Origin of the sequence: Neisseria basseii, from assembly GCF_962707005.1 — a bacterium.
Lineage (GTDB): Bacteria > Pseudomonadota > Gammaproteobacteria > Burkholderiales > Neisseriaceae > Neisseria > Neisseria bergeri.
In genome coordinates this window covers 1-23574 of record NZ_CAUIXH010000012.1, presented here as the reverse complement: position 1 = coordinate 23574, position 23574 = coordinate 1, and the positions used below count along the sequence as shown (strand labels likewise).

At 50.9% G+C, this 23574-nt stretch carries 17 protein-coding genes and 6 pseudogenes; 7 read left to right on the top strand and 16 right to left on the bottom strand.

Annotation, left to right across the window (positions count from 1 at the left end):
- Nucleotides 1–16: 16 nt before the first annotated feature.
- A complete protein-coding gene (locus tag Q9I99_RS07285; RefSeq protein ID WP_301668582.1) occupies nt 17–1543 on the top strand; it encodes a phospholipase D family protein in 1527 nt (508 codons plus the stop codon).
- Here the strand turns inward: Q9I99_RS07285 and Q9I99_RS07280 are convergent.
- Nucleotides 1492–1656 (bottom strand): annotated as a pseudogene (locus Q9I99_RS07280) (IS5/IS1182 family transposase); the annotation flags it as partial. The gene Q9I99_RS07285 and the pseudogene Q9I99_RS07280 overlap by 52 nt on opposite strands.
- A gap of 47 nt (nt 1657–1703) precedes the next feature.
- Between Q9I99_RS07280 and Q9I99_RS07275 the strand changes: the two are divergent.
- Nucleotides 1704–2237 (top strand): C40 family peptidase, encoded by a 534-nt coding sequence (locus tag Q9I99_RS07275; RefSeq protein WP_003754730.1) that lies wholly within the window; start codon nt 1704–1706, stop codon nt 2235–2237.
- A 180-nt stretch (nt 2238–2417) separates the two neighbouring features.
- On the opposite strand, the gene Q9I99_RS11565 is transcribed toward Q9I99_RS07275, so the two are convergent.
- The 6 genes from Q9I99_RS11565 to zwf all read right to left on the bottom strand — a co-directional run bounded on the left by Q9I99_RS11565 (nt 2418) and on the right by zwf (nt 9755).
- Nucleotides 2418–3620 carry a DUF1311 domain-containing protein gene (locus Q9I99_RS11565; RefSeq protein ID WP_301668581.1) on the bottom strand — a complete coding sequence of 401 codons (1203 nt, stop codon included), beginning with the start codon at nt 3618–3620 and terminating at the stop codon, nt 2418–2420.
- A 200-nt stretch (nt 3621–3820) separates the two neighbouring features.
- Nucleotides 3821–5470, bottom strand: coding sequence for a glucose-6-phosphate isomerase (gene pgi / locus Q9I99_RS07265; protein WP_301668632.1), 1650 nt, complete (start codon nt 5468–5470; stop codon nt 3821–3823).
- A 120-nt stretch (nt 5471–5590) separates the two neighbouring features.
- Nucleotides 5591–6439, bottom strand: coding sequence for a DNA-binding transcriptional regulator HexR (gene hexR, locus Q9I99_RS07260; protein WP_002213148.1), 849 nt, complete (start codon nt 6437–6439; stop codon nt 5591–5593).
- 49 nt (nt 6440–6488) lie between these two features.
- Complete coding sequence (locus Q9I99_RS07255; RefSeq protein ID WP_301668580.1) at nt 6489–7475, bottom strand: glucokinase; 987 nt, start codon at nt 7473–7475, stop codon at nt 6489–6491.
- The gene (gene pgl / locus Q9I99_RS07250) at nt 7456–8151 is read right to left on the bottom strand and encodes a 6-phosphogluconolactonase (RefSeq protein WP_301668579.1); all 696 of its coding nucleotides are present in this window, start codon (nt 8149–8151) and stop codon (nt 7456–7458) included. Before pgl ends, Q9I99_RS07255 begins: the two co-directional genes overlap by 20 nt.
- 158 nt (nt 8152–8309) lie before the next feature.
- Nucleotides 8310–9755, bottom strand: a complete 1446-nt coding sequence (zwf, locus tag Q9I99_RS07245; RefSeq protein WP_301668578.1) for a glucose-6-phosphate dehydrogenase — start codon at nt 9753–9755, stop codon at nt 8310–8312.
- A 410-nt stretch (nt 9756–10165) separates the two neighbouring features.
- Here zwf and edd point away from each other — a divergent pair, with 410 nt between their 5' ends.
- Nucleotides 10166–12001 carry a phosphogluconate dehydratase gene (gene edd / locus Q9I99_RS07240; RefSeq protein ID WP_301668577.1) on the top strand — a complete coding sequence of 612 codons (1836 nt, stop codon included), beginning with the start codon at nt 10166–10168 and terminating at the stop codon, nt 11999–12001.
- Between the two features lie 177 nt (nt 12002–12178).
- Nucleotides 12179–12817: a bifunctional 4-hydroxy-2-oxoglutarate aldolase/2-dehydro-3-deoxy-phosphogluconate aldolase gene (locus tag Q9I99_RS07235; RefSeq protein WP_301668576.1), complete on the top strand. Its 639-nt coding sequence runs from the start codon at nt 12179–12181 to the stop codon at nt 12815–12817.
- A 605-nt stretch (nt 12818–13422) separates the two neighbouring features.
- Here Q9I99_RS07235 and Q9I99_RS07225 read toward each other — a convergent pair.
- Nucleotides 13423–14463: a zinc-dependent alcohol dehydrogenase family protein gene (locus Q9I99_RS07225; protein WP_301668575.1), complete on the bottom strand. Its 1041-nt coding sequence runs from the start codon at nt 14461–14463 to the stop codon at nt 13423–13425.
- Between the two features lie 162 nt (nt 14464–14625).
- Between Q9I99_RS07225 and mutY the strand changes: the two genes are divergently transcribed.
- A complete protein-coding gene (mutY, locus tag Q9I99_RS07220; protein ID WP_301668574.1) occupies nt 14626–15687 on the top strand; it encodes an A/G-specific adenine glycosylase in 1062 nt (353 codons plus the stop codon).
- Nucleotides 15677–15805, top strand: a pseudogene (locus Q9I99_RS07215) (IS1595 family transposase); the annotation flags it as partial. The gene mutY and the pseudogene Q9I99_RS07215, both read left to right, overlap by 11 nt.
- A gap of 70 nt (nt 15806–15875) precedes the next feature.
- Here Q9I99_RS07215 and Q9I99_RS11450 read toward each other — a convergent pair.
- The 3 genes and pseudogenes from Q9I99_RS11450 to Q9I99_RS11605 form a co-directional block, all read right to left on the bottom strand.
- A pseudogene (locus Q9I99_RS11450) lies at nt 15876–16481 on the bottom strand (ShlB/FhaC/HecB family hemolysin secretion/activation protein); the annotation flags it as partial.
- A gap of 294 nt (nt 16482–16775) precedes the next feature.
- On the bottom strand, nt 16776–17033 hold the full coding sequence (locus tag Q9I99_RS07200) for a hypothetical protein (RefSeq protein WP_301668570.1): 258 nt from the start codon (nt 17031–17033) through the stop codon (nt 16776–16778).
- Nucleotides 17020–17151 (bottom strand): hypothetical protein, encoded by a 132-nt coding sequence (locus Q9I99_RS11605; RefSeq protein WP_500793373.1) that lies wholly within the window; start codon nt 17149–17151, stop codon nt 17020–17022. The genes Q9I99_RS07200 and Q9I99_RS11605 overlap by 14 nt, the downstream gene beginning before the upstream one ends.
- A gap of 689 nt (nt 17152–17840) precedes the next feature.
- Here Q9I99_RS11605 and Q9I99_RS07195 point away from each other — a divergent pair.
- Nucleotides 17841–18119: pseudogene (locus Q9I99_RS07195) on the top strand (IS1595 family transposase); the annotation flags it as partial.
- 137 nt (nt 18120–18256) lie between these two features.
- Here the strand turns inward: Q9I99_RS07195 and Q9I99_RS07190 are convergent.
- The 5 genes and pseudogenes from Q9I99_RS07190 to Q9I99_RS07170 all read right to left on the bottom strand — a co-directional run.
- A pseudogene (locus Q9I99_RS07190) lies at nt 18257–18736 on the bottom strand (SMI1/KNR4 family protein).
- A gap of 144 nt (nt 18737–18880) precedes the next feature.
- Nucleotides 18881–19180 (bottom strand): immunity protein CdiI family protein, encoded by a 300-nt coding sequence (locus tag Q9I99_RS07185; RefSeq protein WP_301668569.1) that lies wholly within the window; start codon nt 19178–19180, stop codon nt 18881–18883.
- On the bottom strand, nt 19177–19725 hold the full coding sequence (locus tag Q9I99_RS07180) for a hypothetical protein (protein ID WP_301668568.1): 549 nt from the start codon (nt 19723–19725) through the stop codon (nt 19177–19179). Before Q9I99_RS07180 ends, Q9I99_RS07185 begins: the two co-directional genes overlap by 4 nt.
- 659 nt (nt 19726–20384) lie before the next feature.
- Nucleotides 20385–23268, bottom strand: a pseudogene (locus Q9I99_RS07175) (hemagglutinin repeat-containing protein); the annotation flags it as partial.
- A gap of 146 nt (nt 23269–23414) precedes the next feature.
- On the bottom strand, nt 23415–23574 hold a 160-nt coding region (locus Q9I99_RS07170; RefSeq protein ID WP_304666198.1), incomplete at its 5' end, for a transposase.

Sequence of the window (23574 nt, the reverse complement as noted above, 5' to 3'; positions counted from 1 at the left end):
TCTGAACCGATTTCCTATGAAAACACGCAGCCTCCTTCCCTTGTTGTTCCTCCTGCTCTGCTCGTGCGCCGCATGGCTGCCGCCCTTGGACGAACGCACGGAAAGCCGCCATTTTGACACTGCTTCCCCCGTCCGTTTGGATAAAGTCCTGCACATCCGCCATTTCCCGTCCGACAGCCGCCTGTCCAACATTTACCTGCTCGACGACCCCCACGAAGCCTTTGCCGCCCGCGCCGCCCTTATCGAATCTGCCGAACACAGCCTCGATTTGCAATACTACATCTGGCGCAACGACATTTCCGGTCGGCTGCTGTTCAACCTGATGTACCTTGCCGCAGAACGCGGCGTGCGCGTACGCCTGCTGTTGGACGACAACAACACGCGCGGCTTGGACGACCTCCTGCTCGCCCTCGACAGCCACCCCAATATCGAAGTGCGCCTGTTCAACCCCTTCGTCTTCCGCAAATGGCGCGCACTCGGCTACCTGACTGACTTCCCCCGCCTCAACCGCCGCATGCACAACAAATCCTTTACCGCTGACAACCGCGCCACCATACTCGGCGGACGCAATATCGGCGACGAATATTTCAAAGTCGGTGAGGACACCGTTTTCGCCGACCTGGATATCCTCGCTACCGGCAGCGTCGTCGGCGAAGTATCGCACGACTTCGACCGCTACTGGGCAAGCCATTCCGCCCACAACGCTACGCGCATCATCCGCAGCGGCAACATCGGCAAGGGTCTTCAAGCACTCGGATACAACGACGAAACGTCCAGACACGCGCTCCTGCGCTACCGCGAAACCGTCGAACAGTCGCCCCTCTACCGGAAAATACAGACAGGACGCATCGACTGGCAGAGCGTCCAAACCCGCCTGATCAGCGACGACCCTGCAAAAGGACTCGACCGCGACCGCCGCAAACCGCCGATTGCAGGGCGGCTGCAAGACGCGCTCAAACAGCCCGAAAAAAGCGTCTATCTGGTTTCACCCTATTTCGTCCCTACAAAATCCGGCACAGACGCACTGGCAAAACTGGTGCAGGACGGCATAGACGTTACCGTCCTGACCAACTCGCTACAGGCGACCGATGTTGCCGCCGTCCATTCCGGCTACGTCAAATACCGAAAACCGCTGCTCAAAGCCGGCATCAAACTCTACGAGCTGCAACCCAACCATGCCGTCCCCGCTACAAAAGACAAAGGCCTGACCGGCAGCTCCGTAACCAGCCTGCATGCCAAAACCTTCATCGTGGACGGCAAACGCATCTTCATCGGCTCATTCAACCTCGACCCTCGTTCCGCACGGCTCAATACTGAAATGGGCGTCGTCATCGAAAGCCCCAAAATCGCAGAACAGATGGAGCGCACCCTTGCCGATACCACGCCCGAATACGCCTACCGCGTTACCCTCGACAAACACAACCGCCTGCAATGGCACGATCCCGCCACCCGAAAAACCTACCCGAACGAACCCGAAGCCAAACTTTGGAAACGCATCGCCGCAAAAATCCTATCCCTGCTGCCCATAGAAGGTTTATTATAGAAATATAGTGGATTAAATTTAAACCAGTACGACGTTGCCTCGCCTTGCCGTACTATTTGTACTGTCTGCGGCTTCGTCGCCTTGTCCTGATTTAAATTTAATCCACTATACCGTCTGAAACACCTTCAGACGGCATATCCGAACCCGCAAAGGAAAAACCATGTTTCCCCTCAACAAAACCCTTTTCCTCTGTCTCAGCGCACTGCTCCTCGCCTCATGTGGCACGACCTCCGACAAACACCGCCAACCGAAACCCAAACAGACAGTCCGGCAAATCCAAGCCGTCCGCATCAGCCACATCGACCGCACACAAGGCTCGCAGGAACTCATGCTCCACAGCCTCGGACTCATCGGCACGCCCTACAAATGGGGCGGCAGCAGCACCGCAACCGGCTTCGACTGCAGCGGCATGATTCAATTCGTTTACAAAAACGCCCTTAACGTCAACCTTCCCCGCACCGCCCGCGACATGGCGGCAGCCAGCCGCAAAATCCCCGACAGCCGCCTCAAAGCGGGCGACCTGGTATTCTTTAATACGGGCGGCGCACACCGCTACTCACACGTCGGACTCTACATCGGCAACGGCGAATTCATCCATGCCCCCAGTAGCGGTAAAACCATCAAAACTGAAAAACTCTCCACACCGTTTTACGCCAAAAACTACCTCGGCGCACATACTTTCTTTACAGAATAGCGGCAACACACCGCAACAAAACAAACGGCAGTATGGCAATGTGCCCTACGGCTTCAACCCGCAGCCGTAAGTCGGGCATTTATACCCGACAAAAAACGGTCGCTGTTCAAAATTGCCATCCCGACAAAAAATGCCGTCTGAAACGCAAAAGCATTTCAGACGGCATCTTCAAATCGAAGGTCAGTTAATCAGATAACCTTGGATTTCTTTGGTTTTCGCATTGATTTCTCTGGTACGGCAGTCGGATTGTGCCACGCCGTATTCGTCGCCGTCGGCGCATTTGGCATTCAAACCATTTTGCCAGTTGCGGTACTCGGGCATGACGGTTTCGGCAATATCGGCGGGCAGTGCCTGAACCGCGCTGTTCAGAGCCGCTTTGGCAGTTCTTTCTTTCTTGTCCGCTTCCCTGACCATTTCGTCGATAAGGGCTTTTTTACGGTTGTGCAGCTCTTCCAAGCGTGCTTCGGTTTCCACCGTTTTGCATGCCAGTTCGCTGACTTTTATGCCGTTTGGCGTTTCACCTTCGGCTTTCGCATTGTTGGCACAGATTTTGTCCATACCGCTTTTCCATGTTTTCTGCGAAGCTTGCAGTTTATTCTGTACAGTTTGCGGCAATCCTTTCCAGAACTGCTCGAACTCGCTGCGCGACAGCTTGTAGCGTTCTTCCCATTCGGATACGCGGGCTGCCTCCTGTTCTTGGCTCAATGCCTCCTGCGCCGCCGCTTCTTCTGCCTCCCTCGCTTCCTGCGCGGCGGCTTCTGCCGCTTCAAGTTCTTCGTTCCTTTGTTTCGCTTTGTCCAACGGCTCTTTAATCAGTGCCATAGACACCAGCTCGCTGAGCGGATGGATGATATCGTGTGCCTGATTCAGTTCGGCAAAGATTTTGCTTTTGTCGTCTGTCGGCTGGACGCTATAAGAAATGGTTTTGATGTAATACGCGCCTTCTTTGCGGTAGTAACGTTCAAAAAAATCGGGCGTTTTCTTATAGCTGTTGCCTATGGATTGGTTGGCGGAGACGGCATAATCGACAACATCGTCGGGCACGTCCAGTTTCAACGTGGCTTCACATTTGAGTTTGCTGGACGTGTCGGTTTTTTCGGTGGTTCGCACTTCATCGACGGTTATGCCCAAACGTTCGACCATGCTGCGGATATGTGCTATGCCGATGTCGGCAAATGCCTGGTCTTTGAATGCGTCGTCATCAAAGGTTTTGACGGTTTCACCCTCGACATTTTCGCGGACGAGTTTGACCAAAATCTCTTTAGCCTCTTCGCTTCCGCAGGAAACTTCATTTTCGGAAAACAGGTTGCCTATTCCCAAACGGTCGCAGCCCGACAAAATCAGCATACTTGCCAATGCCAGTGCGGGTAAGTTCTTTTTCATCGGATTTCCTTTTCCGTCCAAACGGACTGTCGGTCTGCCCGTATATTCCCACACACGGCGGATGCGGGATGTATGGCTGTGAATGTCTGAAATGGTGCGGCGCATTATACGGGATTGCGGGATGCCTTTGACCCGTTTTCAAACCCGTATCGTGCAAAATGCCGTCTGAACACCTTTCAGACGGCATTTTGCCCCGGGGTTTATGATTTGCGGTTGGTTTGCAGGTAGAGGTTGATCAGGCGTTCGGTCGAGCTGTCGTGCTTTTGCGGCACGGTTTCGCCGGTCAGTTCGCCCAAAATGGTTTTAGCCAGTTGTTTGCCGAGTTCCACGCCCCACTGGTCGAAGCTGTTGATGCCCCAAATGATGCCTTGGACAAAGGTTTTGTGTTCGTACATGGCAATCAGGCTGCCCATATTGCGGGGGTTGACCTTATCCATCAGGATGAGGTTGGTCGGGCGGTTGCCGGAGAAGGTTTTGTGCGGGACCAGCTCTTCGATACGCGCCTCATCCATACCCTGCGCTTTGAGTTCGGCGCGGACTTCGTCGGGGGTTTTGCCGCGCATAAAGGCTTCTGCTTGGGCAAAGACGTTGGCAAGCAGGATTTCGTGGTGTCCGGGCAGGTTGCTGCGTTTTTCAAGCGAGGCGATGAGGTCGATGGGGGTGATGTGCGTGCCTTGGTGCAGCAGTTGGAAGAAGGCGTGCTGGCCGTTGATGCCCGTTTCGCCCCAGATAATCGGCGAGGTTTCGTGTCCGACTGCTTTGCCGTCCAACGTAACCTGTTTGCCGTTGCTTTCCATATCGAGCTGCTGGATGAATTTGGGCAGGCGGTGGAGGTGTTGGTCGTAAGGCGCGGTGACGTGGCTGCCGCCGCCGTAGTAGTTGATGTACCAGATGCCGATGAGGGCGAGGATGACGGGCAGGTTGCGCTCGAGCGGTGTGTTGATGAAATGTTGGTCCATCAGGTGCGCGCCGTTGAGCATTTCGATGAAGTTTTCTTCGCCCAGATACAGCATAATCGGCAATCCGATGGCGGACCACAGGCTGTACCGGCCGCCGACCCAATCCCAAAATTCAAACATATTGGCGGTGTCGATGCCGAATTCGGCGACGGCTTTTTGATTGGTGGAAACGGCAGCGAAGTGTTTGGCAACGGCTTCTTCGTCGCCCGCATGATTCAAAAACCATTCGCGCGCGGTCAGTGCATTGGTCAGCGTTTCCTGCGTGGTAAATGTTTTGGAGGCGATGATGAACAGCGTGGTTTCAGGGTGGACTTTGGACAATACGTCGCGCAGTTGAGAGCCGTCCACGTTGGAGACGAAGTGCATATTGAGGCGCGGATGACCGAAAGGTTTGAGCGCGGTACACATCATCAGCGGGCCCAAATCCGATCCGCCGATGCCGATGTTGACAACGTCGGTAATCACTTGGTTGGTATAGCCCAGCCAGCTTCCGCTGCGGACTTCGTGTGCAAATTCGCCCATACGTTGCAAAACGCGGTTGACTTTGGGCATAACATCTTCACCGTCAACCACAATCGGCGAATTGGTGCGGTTGCGAAGGGCGACGTGGAGGACGGCGCGGTTTTCCGTCGTATTGATTTTTTCGCCGTGGAACATCTGCCGCATCCGCTCCGGCACGCCTGCTTCACGCGCCAACTCGAACAAAAGCGACATGGTTTCGTCGTTGATGCGGTTTTTGGAGTAGTCCAGCGTCAGTCCGCCGACCTGCAGCCAGTAGCGTTCCGCACGCTGCGGGTCTTGTTCGAACATTTCGCGCATATGCAATGTTTTGCTGTCGTCAAAGTGGTTCCACAATTTCGACCATGCGGGTAAGTCGTGAAGGTGTTTCATCTGTATGCTCCTGAATGAGGTTTTTTGTTGTGGGATGCAGAGGCTGCCGGAAACTGCCGCAAGCCGCCGACGGCCGTTGTCCGGCATTTCAGACGGCATTTGCGGGATGCCGTCTGAAGGTCAATCTTTGTCGTAATCGATGTGCTTGTTGTGTATGCTTTTTTTACTTTTCTGCAATTGCAGGCTGGCAGCATCGCCCAAGCGCAGGGCAAGTCCGATGGCGAGAATGTCGATGACGGCAAGCTGCAAGAGGCGGGAAACCATGGGCGTGTAGAGTTCGGCATTTTCCTGTGTGGCAACGCTCAACACGCAGTCGGCAAGTTGCGCCAGAGGCGAATCGTTGCGGGTCAGCGCGATGACGGACGCGCCGTTTTCTTTGGCGATGCTGACCGCATCCAAAAGTTCGATAGACGAACCCGTGTTGGAAATGGCAACCAAAACATCCTGATCGCTCAAAACGGATGCCGCCATCAGCTGCGTGTGCGTATCGACATAGGCGACCGTGGACATTCCGAAACGGAAAAACTTGTGCTGCGCGTCCTGCGCGACGATACCGGAATTGCCGACACCGTAAAACTCGACGCGGCGGGCGTGCATCAGCGTGGCAATGGCGTTTTCCAGCTCTGACTCTTTCAGGAAGCGGCGTTCGCCCAACAGCGAGGCTGCGGCATTGCCCAATACTTTCTCGACCACGCTTGCCATATCGTCGTCGGCGTTGAGTTCTTCGTGGACATAGGGCATACCCTCATGACCGATGCTGGCGGACAACGCGAGCTTGAACTCGGGCAGTCCTTTATAACCGAGGCTGCGGCAGAATCGGATGACGGTCGGCTGGCTGACGGACGCACGTTCGGCAATTTCGGCAACGGCGGCATGGACGAACCATTTGGGTTCCGCCAATGCACATTCGGCGACTTTGCGTTCCGCACCGGAAAGGTTTGCCAGTGATTCGCTGATTTTGCTTAACATAATGATATGCCCTTCGATAATGCAGCCCCGCTGCAAGGAGCCGCTGTGGTTAAACGTTTCTCAAATGGTTGTCGAGAGCCGCAGCCGCACCGGAAATTCCGGGAAACTCGCTCAAGACGACATACACGGGAATCGCGGCAAGATAGGCTTCAAACCTGCCCTTGTTCTCGAAACGGCTGCGGAACGGGGAAGTTTTGAAGTATTCCAACACGCGGGGAATAATGCCGCCGCACAGGTACACGCCGCCGCGCGCGCCCAGCGTCAGGGCGAGGTTGGAAGCAACCGTGCCGAGCATGGCGCAGAAGATGTCTAAAGTCTGACGGCACAAAGGCGACGTGCCGCTCAAAGCCTTTTCCGTGATTTCAGACGGCATCAGTTTGGCGGGTTTCGCTTTCTGTTTTGCAGCCAAAGCCTCGTAAACCAAGCTCAAGCCCGCGCCGCTCAAAAAGCGTTCGGCGGAAACATGGCCGTATTTGTTTTTGGCGTACTGCCAAATCAGCACTTCCATATCGTCAAACGGCGGGAAACTGGTATGCCCGCCCTCGCCCGCCAAAGCCACCCAGCCTGCGGGGCTGTGCACCAATCCGCTCACGCCCAGGCCGGTACCGGGGCCGATAACGGCTTTTGGGGCAAATTCGACAGGTTTTTGCCCGCCTACCTGCATCAGGTCTTTGCTTGAAGTCTGCGTTACCGCCAATGCCTGCGCGGTAAAGTCGTTCAACAGAATCAACGTTTCAAAACCCAAAGCCTGACGGGTGGTTTCGATGGAGAATGCCCAGTGGTGGTTGGTCATCTGCACCCAGTCGCCCAAAATCGGGTTGGCGATGGCAAAGGCGGCGTGCCGCACGCCTGTTGCACCGCTTTGCTTCAGGTAGGCGCGCACCGCGTCGGTAACCGTGTCGTATTCCTTACACGGCAGGACGGCGACTTTCTCAATCACGCACGGCGCGGTTTCCAGAGCAAAGCGTGCATTCGTACCGCCGATGTCGGCGACCAGCCTCGGGTAATCGGCGTGTTTATTCGGCGTAGAAGACATGGCAGTTCACTCCTTGGCGGTTCAATACGAAGCTGATCGGATATTCGCGGTTTTCGCCTTGTGCGGCTTGGTCGAATACGGCTTTTTTCTCCGCGCCCTGAATCGCCAAAAAGATATTTTGCGTCCGGGCGATTGCGCCCAAGGTCATGCTGATGCGTTCGTGCGGCGCGGTAACGGGCGTGGTATGAACCAGCGCGACACCTGCCGAACCGTCGATTGCCGTCTGAAACTGGGGCGATTTCGGGAAAATCGAAGCCGTATGCCCGTCGTTGCCCATACCCAAAACCAAAACATCGGGCTGCTTGTAATGTTTCAGTGCATAATCGACAACAGCATCGGGATGTAATTCGGTTTCAGTTTTTCCGTCTTCCACCATAGGAATCCACATTGCCGCTTCCGCTTTGTTCTTCAACAGGTATTCGCGCACCAGACCGGTATTGCTGTCGGCGTGGTTGGTCGGCACGACGCGCTCGTCAACCAAAGTAACGCCCACTTTGCCCCAGTCCAAATCTTTTTGCGAGAGCGCATTAAAAAACGCAATCGGAGAACGCCCGCCGGAGACTGCCAACACCGCACTGCCTTTTTCATCCAGCGCGCCCTGCAAAGCATCCGCTACGGCATCGGCCAAAGACTGCGCCGCTTCTGCCGCGTTTCCGTATTCGTGCCAAACAAACATATTTGTGTCCTTTTGTGATTTCAGACGGCATATCCCGTTACAGGGCGGCTGGCGGACAATGGCTTAGCCGCTTCCGCCCCGAAGCGGGACTGTTTTTCCTGCCCCGCCCTCCTTCAGACGGCATTTCAAACCCCATGCCGTCTGAACGCATTATTGCATTACTGCTCTTCGTGCCACTTGTGTCCGTCGCGCGCCAACAGTTCGCGGGCGGCTTCGGGCCCCCAAGAGTGTGCGCCGTAACCGTGCGGCGGCGTGGTATTGCCTGCCCAGTTTTCCAAAATCGGCATCACATATTCCCAAGCGGCTTCGAGTTCGTCGCGGCGGTTGAACAAAGCGAGTTTGCCGTTAATCACATCCAACAGCAGGCGTTCGTAAGCCTCGGCGCGGCGGCCTTCCAATGCTTTGCCCAAATCGGTTGCCAGCGGCACGGTTTCGACCTTATTGCCAGCACCCGGGGTTTTCATCTGCGTATAGAGGCGCACGGATTCATGCGGTTGCAACTCGATAACGAGCCGGTTGGGCGCGGTGCGGCTGCCTTCAAAAATATGGCTGTTCAAATCTTTGAAGTTCAAAACGATTTCCGCCACTTTGCCCGCCATGCGCTTGCCGGTACGCAGGTAGAAGGGCACGCCCTTCCAGCGTTCGTTTTCGATTTCGGCTTTAATGGCGACGTAGGTTTCAGTAAAGCTGCCTTTCGGTACATCTTTTTCTTCTAGATAGCCCTTCATACCGTTGGCTGCAACATATTGCCCGCGAATAACATTTTCGTTGACGGATTCGATGGTCAGAGGTTTCAGCGATTTGATGACTTTGACTTTTTCGTCGCGCACCGCGTCGGCATCCAAACTGGCGGGGGCTTCCATCGCAGTCATGCACAGCATCTGCATCAAATGGTTTTGCACCATATCGCGCAATGCGCCGGTAATGTCGTAAAACTCGCCGCGCTCCTCCACACCGAGCTGTTCGGCAATGGTCAGCTGTACGCTTTCAATATATTTGTTGTTCCACAAAGGCTCGAACATTACATTGGCAAAACGCAGTGCAAGCAGGTTTTGCAGGCTTTCTTTGCCAAGGTAGTGGTCGATGCGGTAGATTTGCCCTTCTTTGAAATAACGCGCCACATCGGTATTGATTTGTTGGGAAGAAGCCAAATCCGTACCCAGCGGTTTTTCCAAAACCACGCGCACATTGTCGGCATTCAAACCGATCGCAGCAAGGTTCTCGCAGGCTTGCGCGAAGAATTTGGGCGCGGTGGACAGATAGATGACGATGTTGTCGGTTTCTTTGCGTGCTTTGACCAAATCGCCCAAAGCGGCAAAATCGTCCGGCTGCGTAACATCGACTTTGAGATATGCGAGACGCTCGACAAACGATGCCCAAGCCTCATCGGAAAAATTTTCTTTCACATGGATTTTGGAACTGGTTTCCACCTTCGCCAGAAAACCTTCGGTATCCAACTCGCTGCGGCTGACCCCCAAAATACGCCCTTCGGGATGAAGCAGACCGGCCACGTGCGCCTGATACAGGCAGGGCAACAGCTTGCGCATCGCCAAATCGCCGGTCGCACCGAACAACACCAAATCAAAATTTGTTTGTGTACTCATCGTATTATCTCGTCAGGAAAGAATTTTTCGATGCCGTCTGAAACCTGCTTTTCCCATCACGCTGCATCGCAATATCGGAAACAAAGGCAGGCGGCATAATGAGTAGTAATACTACACACCGCTACACTTTTTGTCTATTCCCATTTTTACAATTTATTTGACTTAGTCCAAAAATCGGGCAGGTTTCCCCTATTCCGTTACAACAATCGGAAGATTCTGCGATTTAAATCAAATTTCTTTTCAATGCCTGATTTTTTGTAACAAAATTACAAATTTTGTATTATAATAGCCCTGCTTCCCACTTCAGACGGCATACCTTTAAAATATTCACCGCCTGAACACCCGATACAAAAATCAGAAACGCGCAAACAAAACCCCATACAGACCACCCTTCCGACAGGAGACCGAACATGAACCACACTCCTATCCACCCCAAACTCGCCGAAATCACCAGGCGCATTATCGAACGCAGCCGTCCGACGCGTGAAAAATATCTGGCGAAAATCCGCAGTGCCAAACAAATGGGACGCTTAGAGCGCAACCAGCTCGGTTGCAGCAACTTGGCGCACGGCTATGCTGCCATGCCTAAAAGCATCAAAATCGAAATGCTTCAGGAAACCGTCCCCAACTTAGGCATCATCACCGCCTACAACGACATGGTTTCCGCACATCAGCCGTTTAAAGACTTCCCCGACCAAATCAAAGACGAAGCTCAGAAAAACGGCGCGACCGCCCAAGTCGCCGGCGGCACGCCCGCCATGTGCGACGGCATCACGCAAGGCTACGCCGGTATGGAACTGTCGCTGTTCTCCCGCGACGTGATTGCGATGAGTACCGCCGTCGGCCTGTCGCACCAAATGTTCGACGGCGGACTGTTTATGGGCGTATGCGACAAAATCGTACCGGGTTTGATGATTGGTGCGTTGTCGTTTGGCCATATCCCAGGCATCTTCGTCCCTGCAGGCCCGATGTCCAGCGGTATCGGCAATAAGGAAAAAGCCCGTACCCGCCAACTTTTTGCCGAAGGCAAAGTCGGCCGTGATGCCCTGCTTGAAAGCGAAATGGGTTCCTACCACAGCCCGGGTACTTGTACCTTCTACGGCACCGCCAACTCCAACCAAATGATGATGGAAATGATGGGCGTACACCTGCCCGCCGCCGCCTTCGTCCACCCTTATACCGACCTGCGCGAAGCCCTGACCCGCTACGCTGCCGGACACCTCGCGCGCGGCATCAAAAACGGCACCATCAAACCCTTGGGCGAAATGTTGACCGAAAAATCCTTCATCAACGCCCTGATTGGCCTGATGGCAACCGGCGGTTCGACCAACCACACCATGCACCTCGTCGCCATGGCGCGCGCCGCAGGCGTGATTTTGAACTGGGACGACTTCGACGAAATTTCTTCTATCATCCCACTGCTTATCCGCGTGTACCCCAACGGCAAGGCCGACGTGAACCACTTTACCGCAGCAGGCGGCCTGCCTTTCGTTATCCGCGAATTGCTGGACGCCGGCCTGTTGCACGACGATGTCGATACTGTCGTCGGACACGGTATGCGCCACTACACCAAAGAACCTTTCCTCATCGACGGCAAACTCGAATGGCGCGAAGCCCCTGAAACCAGCGGCAACGACGACATCCTGCGCAAAGCCGACAACCCGTTCTCCCCGGACGGCGGTTTGCGCCTGATGAAAGGCAACATCGGTCGCGGCGTGATTAAAGTGTCCGCCGTGCGCGAAGGCTGCCGCATCATCGAAGCGCCCGCCATCGTGTTCAACGACCAACGCGAAGTGTTGGCTGCTTTTGAGCGCGGCGAGTTGGAACGCGATTTCGTCTGCGTCGTCCGCTACCAAGGCCCGCGCGCCAACGGTATGCCCGAATTGCACAAACTGACTCCGCCTTTGGGCATTCTGCAAGACCGAGGCTTCAAAGTGGCGCTGCTGACCGACGGCCGTATGTCCGGCGCGTCCGGCAAAGTGCCTGCGTCCATCCACATGACGCCCGAAGCCCTGATGGGCGGCAACATCGCCAAAATCCGTACCGGCGACCTGATCCGCTTCGACTCCGTTACCGGCGAACTCAATGTCCTGATTAACGAGGCCGAATGGAACGCCCGCGAAGTCGAACACATTGACTTGAGCGCCAACCAACAAGGCTGCGGCCGCGAACTCTTCGCCAACTTCCGCAGCATGACCAGCAGCGCAGAAACCGGTGCCATGAGCTTCGGCGGCGAATTTGCCTGATGCACGTTTCAGACGACCTTTTCAAACGGAAGGTCGTCTGAAAAATTATTAAAGCCGTTTAAGATAGACGTAGGTCGGATTCTCGAATCCGACACCGTCCAAGATGTCGGATACAAGTATCCGACCTACAGCCTGTCCCATCTTAATAAAATACCCCATTCCACTTGGAGAACCGAAATGTCCAAACTGACCCCCCGCGAAATCCTGACCGCCGGCGCAGTTGTGCCTGTGATGGCGATTGACGACTTAAGCACTGCCGTCGATTTGTCCCACGCCCTTGTCGAAGGCGGCATCCCCACCCTCGAAATCACCCTGCGCACCCCCGTCGGCCTCGACGCCATCCGCCTGATTGCCAAAGAAGTGCCCAACGCCATCGTCGGCGCAGGTACGGTTACCAACCCCGAGCAGCTCAAAGCCGTCGAAGACGCAGGCGCGGTTTTCGCCATCAGCCCGGGTCTGCACGAATCCCTTGCCAAAGCCAGCCACAACAGCGGCATCCCCCTGATTCCCGGCGTTGCCACTCCAGGCGAAGTCCAACTGGCTTTGGAACACGGCATCGACACCCTCAAACTCTTCCCTGCCGAAGTCGTTGGCGGCAAAGCCATGCTCAAAGCCCTGTACGGCCCTTATGCCGGCGTGCGCTTCTGCCCGACTGGCGGCATCAGCCTCGCCACCGCCCCCGAGTACTTGGCACTGCCCAACGTCCTGTGCGTCGGCGGCTCATGGCTGACACCGAAAGAAGCCGTGAAAAACAAAGACTGGGACACCATCACCCGCCTCGCCAAAGAAGCGGCGGCATTGAAACCCAAAGCCTGATTCGCATCGTAAAAATGCCGTCTGAAGCCCTTTCCAGTCTCAGACGGCATTTTGCCGCTTGGCGGCGCAGTCGGCATACACGGCAGCACTTCCTCGGCACACCGTCCCCTAAAATGCCCATCCATCTCCCGCATAATGCGAAGGACGCGCGATGTGCGGAAACATATAACAAAAAAATAATTATAATATACTTATCAATTAGTTAGAGAAATCGCCCTATCGGTAAAATACCGTGATGAACGGCTGAAACTAACAAATTAGCCGTCGTTAAAAAACGCTTAGAGACCTTTGCAAAATTCCTTTTCTTCAAACAGCCGACATCCAACCACAGGTTTTTCGGATATTTTCGTTTCAAATAACCGCCGTTCCTACCAAAATATCCCATTAATCCCCCTTAAATATAGTGGATTAAATTTAAACCAGTACAGCGTTACCTCGCCTTGCCGTACTATTTGTACTGTCTGCGGCTTCGTCGCCTTGTCCTGATTTTTGTTAATCCACCATACCTGATTGATCAGGAACAGCCTATTTTACACGGCTGAAAAAATGCCGTCTGAAACACGTTCAGACGGCATCCGCTTAAAAAACAACTGATTCAACGCCGATTAATCCGCTTCCAAAACCACTTTCATCGCTTGGTTTTCGGCGGCGTGTTTGAACACGTCGTAGGCTTTTTCCAATTCGCTGAATTTGAAATGGTGGGTCAACATTTTGGTGTAATCCACTGAACTGCTGGAAATGGCTTTCATCAGCATTTCGGTGGTGTTGGCATTTACCAAACCTGTTGTGATGGCGAGGTTTTTAATCCACAGTTTTTCCAGTTTGAAATCAACGGATTGACCGTGTACACCGACAACGGCGATATGACCACCGGGTTTCACGATATCTTGGCACATATTCCAAGTCGCAGGGATGCCGACGGCTTCAATCGCGCAGTCCACGCCGTCTTCGCCGACGATGGCAAAGACTTGTTTGGATACGTCGCCGGAAGCGGGGCTTACGGTATGGGTCGCACCCAACTCTTTTGCCAGTTTCAAACGGTTTTCGTCCATATCGCAAACGATGATGGCGGCAGGGCTGTACAGTTGCGCGGTCAACAGGGCGGACATACCGACAGGGCCTGCGCCTGCGATAAAGACGGTGTCGCCGGGTTTCACATCGCCGTATTGCACGCCGATTTCGTGGGCGGTCGGCAAAGCGTCGCTCAACAGCAGGGCAACTTCTTCGTTGACGTTGTCAGGCAGCGGAACCAAGCTGTTGTCGGCATAAGGCGTACGGACGTATTCGGCCTGCGTACCGTCAATCATGTAGCCCAAAATCCAGCCGCCGTTACGGCAGTGTGAATAGAGTTGGATTTTACAGTTGTCGCAAGTACAGCATTTGCTGACGCATGAAATAATGACCTTATCACCGACTTTGATGTTTTTTACAGCATCGCCGACTTCTTCTACAATACCAATGCCCTCATGACCGAGAATGCGACCGTCGGCGACTTCGGGGTTTTTACCTTTCCAAATACCCAAGTCAGTACCGCAAATCGTGGTTTTGACGATTTTCACCACCGCATCGGTCGGATCGATAATCTGCGGACGAGGTTTTTCTTCAAAACGGATGTCGTTTGCGCCGTGATAAACCATTGCTTTCATGCTGATACTCCTTGCTTGTTGATAAATAATTTCAATACCGCAATAAAGTCTCTTTATATGAGTTATATACCCCTACAATCTGTATGTCAATAAGAATTACTTTCACAATGTTATACCATAACATACTGTTTTAAATATAAATAAAACCATAGATTGATATTAATGAACACACCCATCCCCTTCTCCGAACGGCTCATCCGCTGGCAAAAACAACACGGTCGCCACCACCTCCCTTGGCAGGTCAAAAACCCTTATTGCGTCTGGCTTTCCGAAATCATGCTCCAGCAAACGCAGGTTGCCGCCGTGTTGGACTACTATCCGCGTTTCTTGGAAAAATTCCCGACCGTACAGGCACTTGCCGCCGCGCCGCAAGACGAAGTGTTGTCGTTGTGGGCGGGCTTGGGCTATTACAGCCGCGCGCGCAATCTGCACAAAGCCGCGCAACAAGTCGTCGAACAATTCGGCGGCACATTTCCATCGGAACGCAAATACTTGGAAACCCTCTGCGGCGTAGGCAGAAGCACCGCCGCCGCCATTTGCGCCTTCGCCTTCAACCGCCGCGAAACCATTTTGGACGGCAACGTCAAACGCGTGCTCTGCCGCGTGTTCGTCCGCGACGGCAATCCGCAGGACAAAAAATTTGAAAACTCGCTTTGGATGCTTGCCGAAAGTCTGATGCCGTCTGAAAACGCCGATATGCCCGCCTACACGCAGGGCTTGATGGATTTGGGCGCAACCGTATGCAAACGGACGAAACCCTTGTGTCACCAATGCCCGATGGCAGACATCTGCGAAGCAAAAAAGCAAAACCGCACCGCCGAGCTGCCGCGCAAAAAAAACTCCCCCGAGGTACAAACCCTGCCGCTTTACTGGCTGATTGTCCGCAACCGGGACGGCGCGATTTTGCTGGAAAAACGCCCCGCCAAAGGCATTTGGGGCGGTCTGTATTGCGTACCGTGTTTTGAAAGTTTGAACGGGCTTTCCGACTTTGCCGCCAAATTCTCCCTGACCGTGGCAGATATGGACGAACAGACCGCCCTGACCCACCGCCTGACGCACCGGCTGCTGATGATTACGCCGTTTGAAGGACAAATGCCGTCTGAAAGCCCTTCAGACGGCATTTGGATAAAGCCGGCGCATTTGAAAGATTACGGCCTGCCCAAGCCTTTGGAAATTTATTTAAACAGTAATAAGTTTGAGGCTATATTAAATAGAGAAAGTTAAGCCTGACGGCATTGTGTACACGGATACCTTTCATAGTTATGATGCGCCTGATGTCCGTGAATTTAGCCATTTTCGCATCAGTCACAGCACGCATTTTGCTGAAAATCATCACCACATAAAACAAAAGCTGCCGGCAAAAAACCGGCAGCTTTCGTGTATCTTGTCATACATTATTCACTTCAATCGCGTCAAAACGAATAACCCACCTGAAACCCCGTTACCCATTTCTTCGTCTGAAAATACTCCGGCTTTTTCAAGGCACGTCCGGCGGATACGTCATAATGCAGCCGCCCTCCCGCCTTCATTTGCCCACGCACACCGATTGCCGCACCGGCCAAAATTTGTCCCAATAACCATTGTGCCGATTGTCTTGAAACACGTCCCGCATCGATGCCCAAATACAGTTGATGCCCGGCTCAAACTGCCAGCCCAAATCATTGCGCCAATACCAACCGCGTTCCGCCGCCAAACTTAATTCGCCGTCAAATCCGCGCAGGTGTATCGCCTGCCAATCGCGATTTTGTCTTGCGGGGTCAATGGGGTTTTACTCCATTGTGCTTGAAAATTGGTGTCGTAAGCAAATAACTGTTTGCCGGTTTGAAAGGGAATATTCACATCGGCACCGATTGTCCAAATTTTCATGCGCGAAGTACCTTCACCAAAGGCTTCTTCGGGGACGGGAAGCGCATCGCTCATACCTGTGCCGCGTTTATAAGCGATTTTAAAATTGGCGGTGTTGTTACCGATGATTCTTTATGGCTTAACTCTGCCAACCAGCCTGCGGTTTTACGGCGTTATACCGTGTTTAGAGGGGGTAAAACAAAAAAAGTAAGTGTAAGTGGTATTAAGGCTGCCTGAAAATAAGTAAAAAGCAAGGAACGCGTGGGTGTAAGCACCCCCTACCATGCAAGTTCACGCTTTATTTTCATAATAATCTGTTACTGCTTTTGGTGAAAGTGGGGCATTGCATCGATTACAATAATGAATAAATGGAACTACTCCTTGATTGCAAGCTATTTCTTGATTATCGACGCTGATTACTTTTCCATTAAACTGTTTTTGAAATCTGTGGCAATAGGGGCAAATAGTTAAAAAACTGTAGAAATCACACTATATACACCGAGCAATACAAATAACAGCATGAGCCAATCCATTAATTCATTGAAGTTAGAGATATGAAGAATTTGATATTTCTGTAAAAAAACCAATAATCCCATAAAACCTGTATAAAAATATACAATTTTTGATGGTATCAATCTTCGTTGGAATCTTACGGCAATTTTTAGCTCACTTTCTTTGTTTTCAGGCTTAAATGACATAATTTTGTCATAGTTATTCGTATCCATTGCTTATTTCCTTTTGCTTGGTTTTTCCGGTGAGTTGATTTTCTTTTTTACATAGGCAACACATAAGCCGGCATCCGGCAATAGGCACTTGGCGATGCGTAGGCGACTGATACCACAACCAAGTGATGGCGCCGAGTGCTTCGCTTTCGTTACATGGCTCATTGGGGTAGAGTGGCAGGCATGATTTAGGGTTAGGTGGATTAAAACAAAAAAGGCAGGTAAGTAGTTTTAATGCTACGCTAGTTGCATGATGAATCCGGATATTTCCACTCGATAGCCAAAGAATCTATTTTAACTGTCTTATCAAATTCAGTTATTAATTTATATTCATATATTAAAGACTCCCCATTCCTACAAGCATTAACAAATCCGAAAAGGCTCTGTCTTCGATCGATTAATAGAGTTAATTTTTTTAGTTCGGAGTCCGAACCTTTAACATAAAAAGTCACAAAAGTTGTAGGACCTCTTGTAAATGAATTACTATCAGATACTTGATATGGTTCAATCATAGTCGGTATTTCAGAGAATATCCTTTGAACCCTTTCCCTATTATCCGTTTTGTAACCTAATTTACCTTCCTGTTGAGCTTCTGTTATCAATAATGCAAAACAAATTCCAAACATAATTACTATACAGCCAGCTATAGTATTCAGATTTTTATTAATAAGATGGGATAACATTAAATTTATCTCCAATACTGGGTAAGTTTGCAGGAATAGATACTTGAATATTGCTAGGTTATCCTATTTATTGATTGGGGCTGTCCTAGATAACTAGGGAAATTCAAATTAAGTTAGAATTATCCCTATGAGAAAAAGTCGTCTAAGCCAGTATAAACAAAATAAACTCATTGGGCTATTTGTCACAGGTGTAACTGCAAGAACAGCAGCAGAGTTAGTAGGCGTTAATAAAAATACCGCAGCCTATTATTTTCATCGTTTACGATTACTTATTTATCAAAACAGTCCACATTTGGAAATGTTTGATGGCGAAGTAGAAGCCGATGAAAGTTATTTTGGTGGACAACGCAAAGGTAAACGCGGTCGCGGTGCTGCCGATAAAGTCGCCGTATTCGGTCTTTTGAAGTGAAATGGTAAGGTAAGTGGTTTTAAGGCAGCCTGAAACGGAGTTCAGCGAAACCAAAACCGCGTGTGCATGAATACACATCCTACCATTTCACTTTTTCAGTTGGTTACACAGGCTATGCTGGCTAGTAGTTCCAGTTAATCTACATCTTGATAAAGTTTATCTATAAAACTATCAAAATCAGGTGCGATGGGAACTGTAATCATCTTGGTATTACCTAGTTCATCTTCGTAAAATTCATCATGATACATAAGTACGATGGATGGATTACTTGAATTTTTACGGTAATCAAAACAAATATAATCGCCATTTGCACTTATTCCAAATGCAACAACTTTGTTTCCATAGCCATATTCATCATCAATGCATGAATAGGTATAGATATTTTCATGACTGGAGGCATCTTGTTTATATCATAAAAATAAAATATTTCTGTCATCTGTATTCTTATTATTATCAATAAAAATAAAACAATCTTCTTCGGGATATAAATAATCATGTTCACTTATCAAATATATATACGATCTAGGGAATGTTACACCTAAATTTTCTGCAAATTTTTCAATGATTGAAGCAGAAACTTTTCCTTCATCTCTCCAGATATTTAATTTTTTCATTATTCATTTCCTTGATCAACGTCCTTTTTTTAATGCATTTTGACCAGTATGTCTAACTGCATCATATATTACCAATGGTACTAGCTGCATGTTATTTGGTGCACTTTTTAGTTTGGTTACACGGGATATGCTGGTTGGTTATTGTTAAATAGTAACAACATACCTAATCTCGTATGAGTCACCTAACTCAACTTTTAATTGAGAAAAAAGCTCTGCCCCCATTTGTATGAAGTATTTTTCTTCTTCTTTACTATTAAAAACAGAGCTTGCTGGATCAGCCATGTTTAGAATATTGTCATATAATTCTGCCCAATGATAGAGTTTCATTTTTAATTCATTGGAAATTGGTAAACTGGCAGGGTCAATATCTCCCATATTAATACCATCATCATGCCATAATGGATAACAAAAATAGTCAGCCATTAATCTAATTTTAATTTTCATTTTACAAATCCTCGAGGGTTTGCCCCCACAATGTAACCATTATCACCAATGGTAATTGCCACCTTAACTTCCCTACCATTATGGTTCACTTGATAAATTGGTCTACCTAGACCTTTTTCTTGATAGCCAATTATTTTCCCATCTCTTATTGCCTTTAATAAAAAACTGGGTATTTCAGATTCATGCACCCCAATACTTGCGAATTCTTTAGCATGAGCCAAAATATGTTGTAATCCAGATGCTGCATTTCCTTTTTCTAAAAAAACCACCTTTTCTGATGAAATACGAACAGTCGCCACTAAATCTTCAGGAGTAAATTTTACGACATTTGACTTAAGTATAGAAACATCTGCTTTATTAATTAGCTGGGTAGAATCTCTAGGAAAAATAGCTAATTTAGAATAATTTCCTAATAAGTTGGGTTTCGGCGGATCGTCTTTTTTAGCTGCTTCTACCCGGGCGTCTTTGCCCAGCATGCGCTTAAAGCTGTTGCCTGGTTTGACAACCTGCTTCAATACCTTGCCCGCTCCGACGGCCGTGGTCAAATTTTCTACCGATTGAAGTCCGATCAGTGCGGCTTGCGCACCTCAGACGTCTTGTCTGTAAATCGGTTGCAAGTCATTTAAGATTAAGGAAGCAGTACCTGCTCCAGGTGACTGGAAGGCCTCGGTGACATTGTCCCAGCATCGTCCAAAGTCGTTTGCACAGTTTTGGACATCTTTAAAGGTATCCACCGCCTTTGAACCTACAATGTATACAGGTAAAGAGTTGAGTACTCCTCTAGTAATAGTTTTTTGTGGATTTTGTGTTTTTTCCTTCCAGGATTTTTTTGCAAATTCCGAAGCCAAATCCTTCGCGCCTTGGGTAATGCTGCTATTTTTGGATGAGTGTAAATTGTTTCGGTAGAACAAAAGGTCTGATTGGGCCTCCGGTGCAAAAACCTCCGGTCGGACAAATTGTTTGCCTTCCGTAGTGAAGAATCGCTGTTGCCTGCCATCTTCATTGAGAAAGGTCTGCCTGGCTTTTTTAAGAAAGTCTTTTGCAGGTAAATCAGTTATCTTTTCTAAAGTCAGCATCCAAAATAAATCGGTTTCTTTGACTGCTTGATGCACTAAGCGTTTTTGAGCATCGGCAACTTGTTGGGCGGTAGGTTCCTTCCCGCTATTTTCTTGTTTTGCAAATGCTTTAGCATTTTGTTTTATCCAAGCCCTTTCATTAGGATGCAGCTGCCTATTGTTCCAATCGACATTCGCCCCTACTGCCGCAGAGCCGATATTCCCGCCCGCCGCATAGCCGATGGCCGCCCCGCCCAGTGCGTTGACCGCCGCTTTGCCCGCCGGGCCGAGGTTTTCCGCCGCTTTGTCCAAATACGGTGCGGCAAGGGAAGTGCCGCTGCCGGCCAGTATGCCGCCGAGGCTGCCGGTCGTCAGTCCGCCTGCGGCCCCGTGCAGTATGCTCCTGCCTATGCCACCTTCTTTCCAGGTGTCGTAGCGGATTTGGTTTTCGGCAAGGTAGGCGTTTACTTGGCCGAGTGATGCGCGGATGGCGGCTTTTTCGGCTTCGCTGTCCGTGTTTTGCAGTTCGGCCTCCAGCAGGGTTCGGGCTTCCTGATACCGTTCGTAACTTTGGGTATTGCCGAGTTTGTCGGCAACGGCCGCTACGGCTTGGGCGGCGTTCCTGCCGAACTCCTTCGTTACTTCCCTTTGCAGGTTGATCTCTTTAGCGACCGCGTCTTTGTCGAAGCTGTTTTTCAGACGGCCTGAGTGTTGATCCGCAGTTTCGGTGTCGATGCCGGTGTAGATACGCGCTTCGGTTTCTTTTGCAGTCCTGCCTGTTCGGGCAAGTTGTCCCGCTTCGTCGGTGATGTGTATGTTGCGGGTGTTGATGCCGCTTCGGGTGGTGCTGTTCTTGCTGTTTCCGTCGCTGACGTAGCCGGCTGCCAGGCTTATCCTGTCGGTAGGCCTGCCTTGTTTGTCGGTAACCGTGCCGTCCCAGCCGCCGTTCAGGTCGAAACTGCCGCCTATGCCGAAGCTTTTGCCTTCGTAGTGGCTGTGGTTTTGAATGTCGCTGGCAGTAAGGGCGGCCGTCTGAAAAAGGTTTTTTCCTTTGTCTTCGGCACTCTTGCCGGAGGTGATGATGCCGCCCTTGAGGTCTGTGTTGTCTCTGACTTTGATTTGATAGCCGTCTTCTCCGGCATAAATACCACTTTGCTCGGTTACGGAGGCATGGTCTGCTTTGACTTTGCTTTGGCTGTAACTGCCGCTTGCACTGAATCCGTAACCGACGGTAACTTGGACATTGCCGTTTTGCTGTTTGCTCTGATAGGTTTCAGTATCTTGAACGCTTTCTATATGCAGGTTGCGCGTATCTGCCTGTACGCCTTTGCCGATAAGCTGCGCACCTTTGAGGGTGGTATCCCCGCCGCTTCGGATGGTGGTTTTGCCGGCCGTGCTGCCAATATGGGTGTGGCGGTGGGTAGTACTTTCCCCTTGTCCTTTACCTTTGCCGAGATTTCCTCCGGCGGTAATTCCAAGACTGATGCCGTCGCCTATTTGGATGGCTACGCCCGCATTCCAGCCGCTGCTTTTGTTTTTGCTTTGCTCGCTGCCCTCCTGTTTGGCAGATTGGAGTTTGATATGGTTGTCGGCAATGAGGGTGGTACCTGCATGGCCGATGACATCGGAACCTGTAATATTGATATTGGACTGCTCCCCGCCTCCTGTGGCCACAAGTGTGGTTTGCCCTTTGCCGATAATTTGACTTGCTGCCGCTTCGGTGTAACGGCTTTTTTGCTCGTTACGACTTTTCTGTTCGCCGTAGGTGATGGACACACTGATACCAGAGCTTTGATTGTTGTTTTGACCTTGTCCCGCACTGCTGCTTGGAGCAAATTGTTGCATTTGTTGGGCTGCTTGATAACCCTGCCATGCAGCATTGGCTGCAGCCATGGCATTAACGCGTTTATTTTTACTTTTGCCTACATTTTGGGCTGCTTGTACGAAGTTTTGTGCAGCTTGGACAACCGGCACATTGAGGGCGATGGTGAGGCCTTTTTGTTCCCGGGTATGGACGTAGTCAGTGGCATACCGGTTGTTTGCGGACTCTACATCTATGCTTTTGGCAGTGACGGTATTGCGCCCCTCGGGGCTGGAGACGGTACTGCCGGTTTGTCGGTAGCGGTTTCCGGCAACTGTAACGGTGTCTCCATTCAGGCTGCCTATAATGCTGCCTGTATGGACAATATTGGTACGATCAGTGTCATCGGTAGTTTTTCGGTTACCGATAGTAAAGCCTAATCCGCCTGTGCCCATGACGCCTGATTTTTTGCTCTCGTGGTATTCATTGCCGGTGTAGCGATTATAGGCAGTAGAAATATCGATGTCGTGTCCTGCTTTTAAGACAGTGCCCTTATCAGAAATAAGGTTGCTGCCGCGTACATTGATATCCTGCCCGGCTGCAACAATCATTTTGCCGCCGCCGATGTTACTGCCGACTGCTTCATCATGACTGAAGCGGTAGCGATCCTGTGTTTTGGTACTGGAAAGGATGCCTTTGCTTTTTACGCTTACCGAGGTATCCAGTTCGGTTATTTGGCGTCCTTCGCTGATAGTGACATCACGTCCTGCGGCAAGGACGGTTTTGCCTTCTTCGGCCTCTAGTTCGCCTTGGCGGATTTTTAAGTCGTTACCGGCTCTAAGCAGTGCGCCGTTTTGCGTGCGGATACTGCTGCCGACTTCGGTACTTTGGCGGACATGGCGATGGTTCTCGTCATCTAATGCACCATAGGCTTCGCGATGTTCGGTATGAATGGTGCCGAGGTTGAGATTATTGCCGGCGGTAATTTGGGTAGTGCCGCCTTTAACTTGGTTAGAGACGGTGGCCGCATTGAGGTTGATATCGTTGCCGGCTTGCAGGGATAGGATGCCGTCTGAAGCTCTGTTATCTACTTGCTCAGTATAGCTTCCGACCACGTTAATGCCGGCCATACGGTCGATGGCGGTATTGCCGTTACGTTCATTACCGGAAGTTTGGGTTGTACCGTTAAGGTTGATATTTTGCGCTTGGGCAGTCAGCAGTCTGCCTGCTTGAGACCTTTGCAAAATTCCTTTTCTCCCAACAACCAAAACCCCAACACAGGTTTTCGGCTGTTTTTGTTTCAAATATCCACTGATTCTACCCCAATACCCCCTTAATCCTTCCCGGATACCCGATAATCAGGCATCCGGGCTGCCTTTTAGACGGCAGCGGGCGCACTTAGCCTGTTGGCGGCTTTCAACAGGTTCAAACACATCGCCTTCAGATGGCTTTGCGCACTCACTTTGAGCAGACCAAAATAGGCCGCCCGCGCATAGCGGAATTTACGGTGCAACGTACCAAAGCTTTGTTCGACCACA

Coding starts and splice junctions, on each gene's coding strand:
- Q9I99_RS07255 (WP_301668580.1), bottom strand. CDS start 7,475: ATGTCTTCTACGCCGAATAAACACGCCGATTACCCGAGGCTGGTCGCC.
- Q9I99_RS07200 (WP_301668570.1), bottom strand. CDS start 17,033: ATGGATACGAATAACTATGACAAAATTATGTCATTTAAGCCTGAAAAC.
- edd (WP_301668577.1), top strand. CDS start 10,166: ATGAACCACACTCCTATCCACCCCAAACTCGCCGAAATCACCAGGCGC.
- pgi (WP_301668632.1), bottom strand. CDS start 5,470: ATGAAACACCTTCACGACTTACCCGCATGGTCGAAATTGTGGAACCAC.
- Q9I99_RS11565 (WP_301668581.1), bottom strand. CDS start 3,620: ATGAAAAAGAACTTACCCGCACTGGCATTGGCAAGTATGCTGATTTTG.
- hexR (WP_002213148.1), bottom strand. CDS start 6,439: ATGTTAAGCAAAATCAGCGAATCACTGGCAAACCTTTCCGGTGCGGAA.
- Q9I99_RS07185 (WP_301668569.1), bottom strand. CDS start 19,180: ATGAAAATTAAAATTAGATTAATGGCTGACTATTTTTGTTATCCATTA.
- Q9I99_RS07235 (WP_301668576.1), top strand. CDS start 12,179: ATGTCCAAACTGACCCCCCGCGAAATCCTGACCGCCGGCGCAGTTGTG.
- mutY (WP_301668574.1), top strand. CDS start 14,626: ATGAACACACCCATCCCCTTCTCCGAACGGCTCATCCGCTGGCAAAAA.
- Q9I99_RS07285 (WP_301668582.1), top strand. CDS start 17: ATGAAAACACGCAGCCTCCTTCCCTTGTTGTTCCTCCTGCTCTGCTCG.
- Q9I99_RS07225 (WP_301668575.1), bottom strand. CDS start 14,463: ATGAAAGCAATGGTTTATCACGGCGCAAACGACATCCGTTTTGAAGAA.
- pgl (WP_301668579.1), bottom strand. CDS start 8,151: ATGTTTGTTTGGCACGAATACGGAAACGCGGCAGAAGCGGCGCAGTCT.
- Q9I99_RS07275 (WP_003754730.1), top strand. CDS start 1,704: ATGTTTCCCCTCAACAAAACCCTTTTCCTCTGTCTCAGCGCACTGCTC.
- zwf (WP_301668578.1), bottom strand. CDS start 9,755: ATGAGTACACAAACAAATTTTGATTTGGTGTTGTTCGGTGCGACCGGC.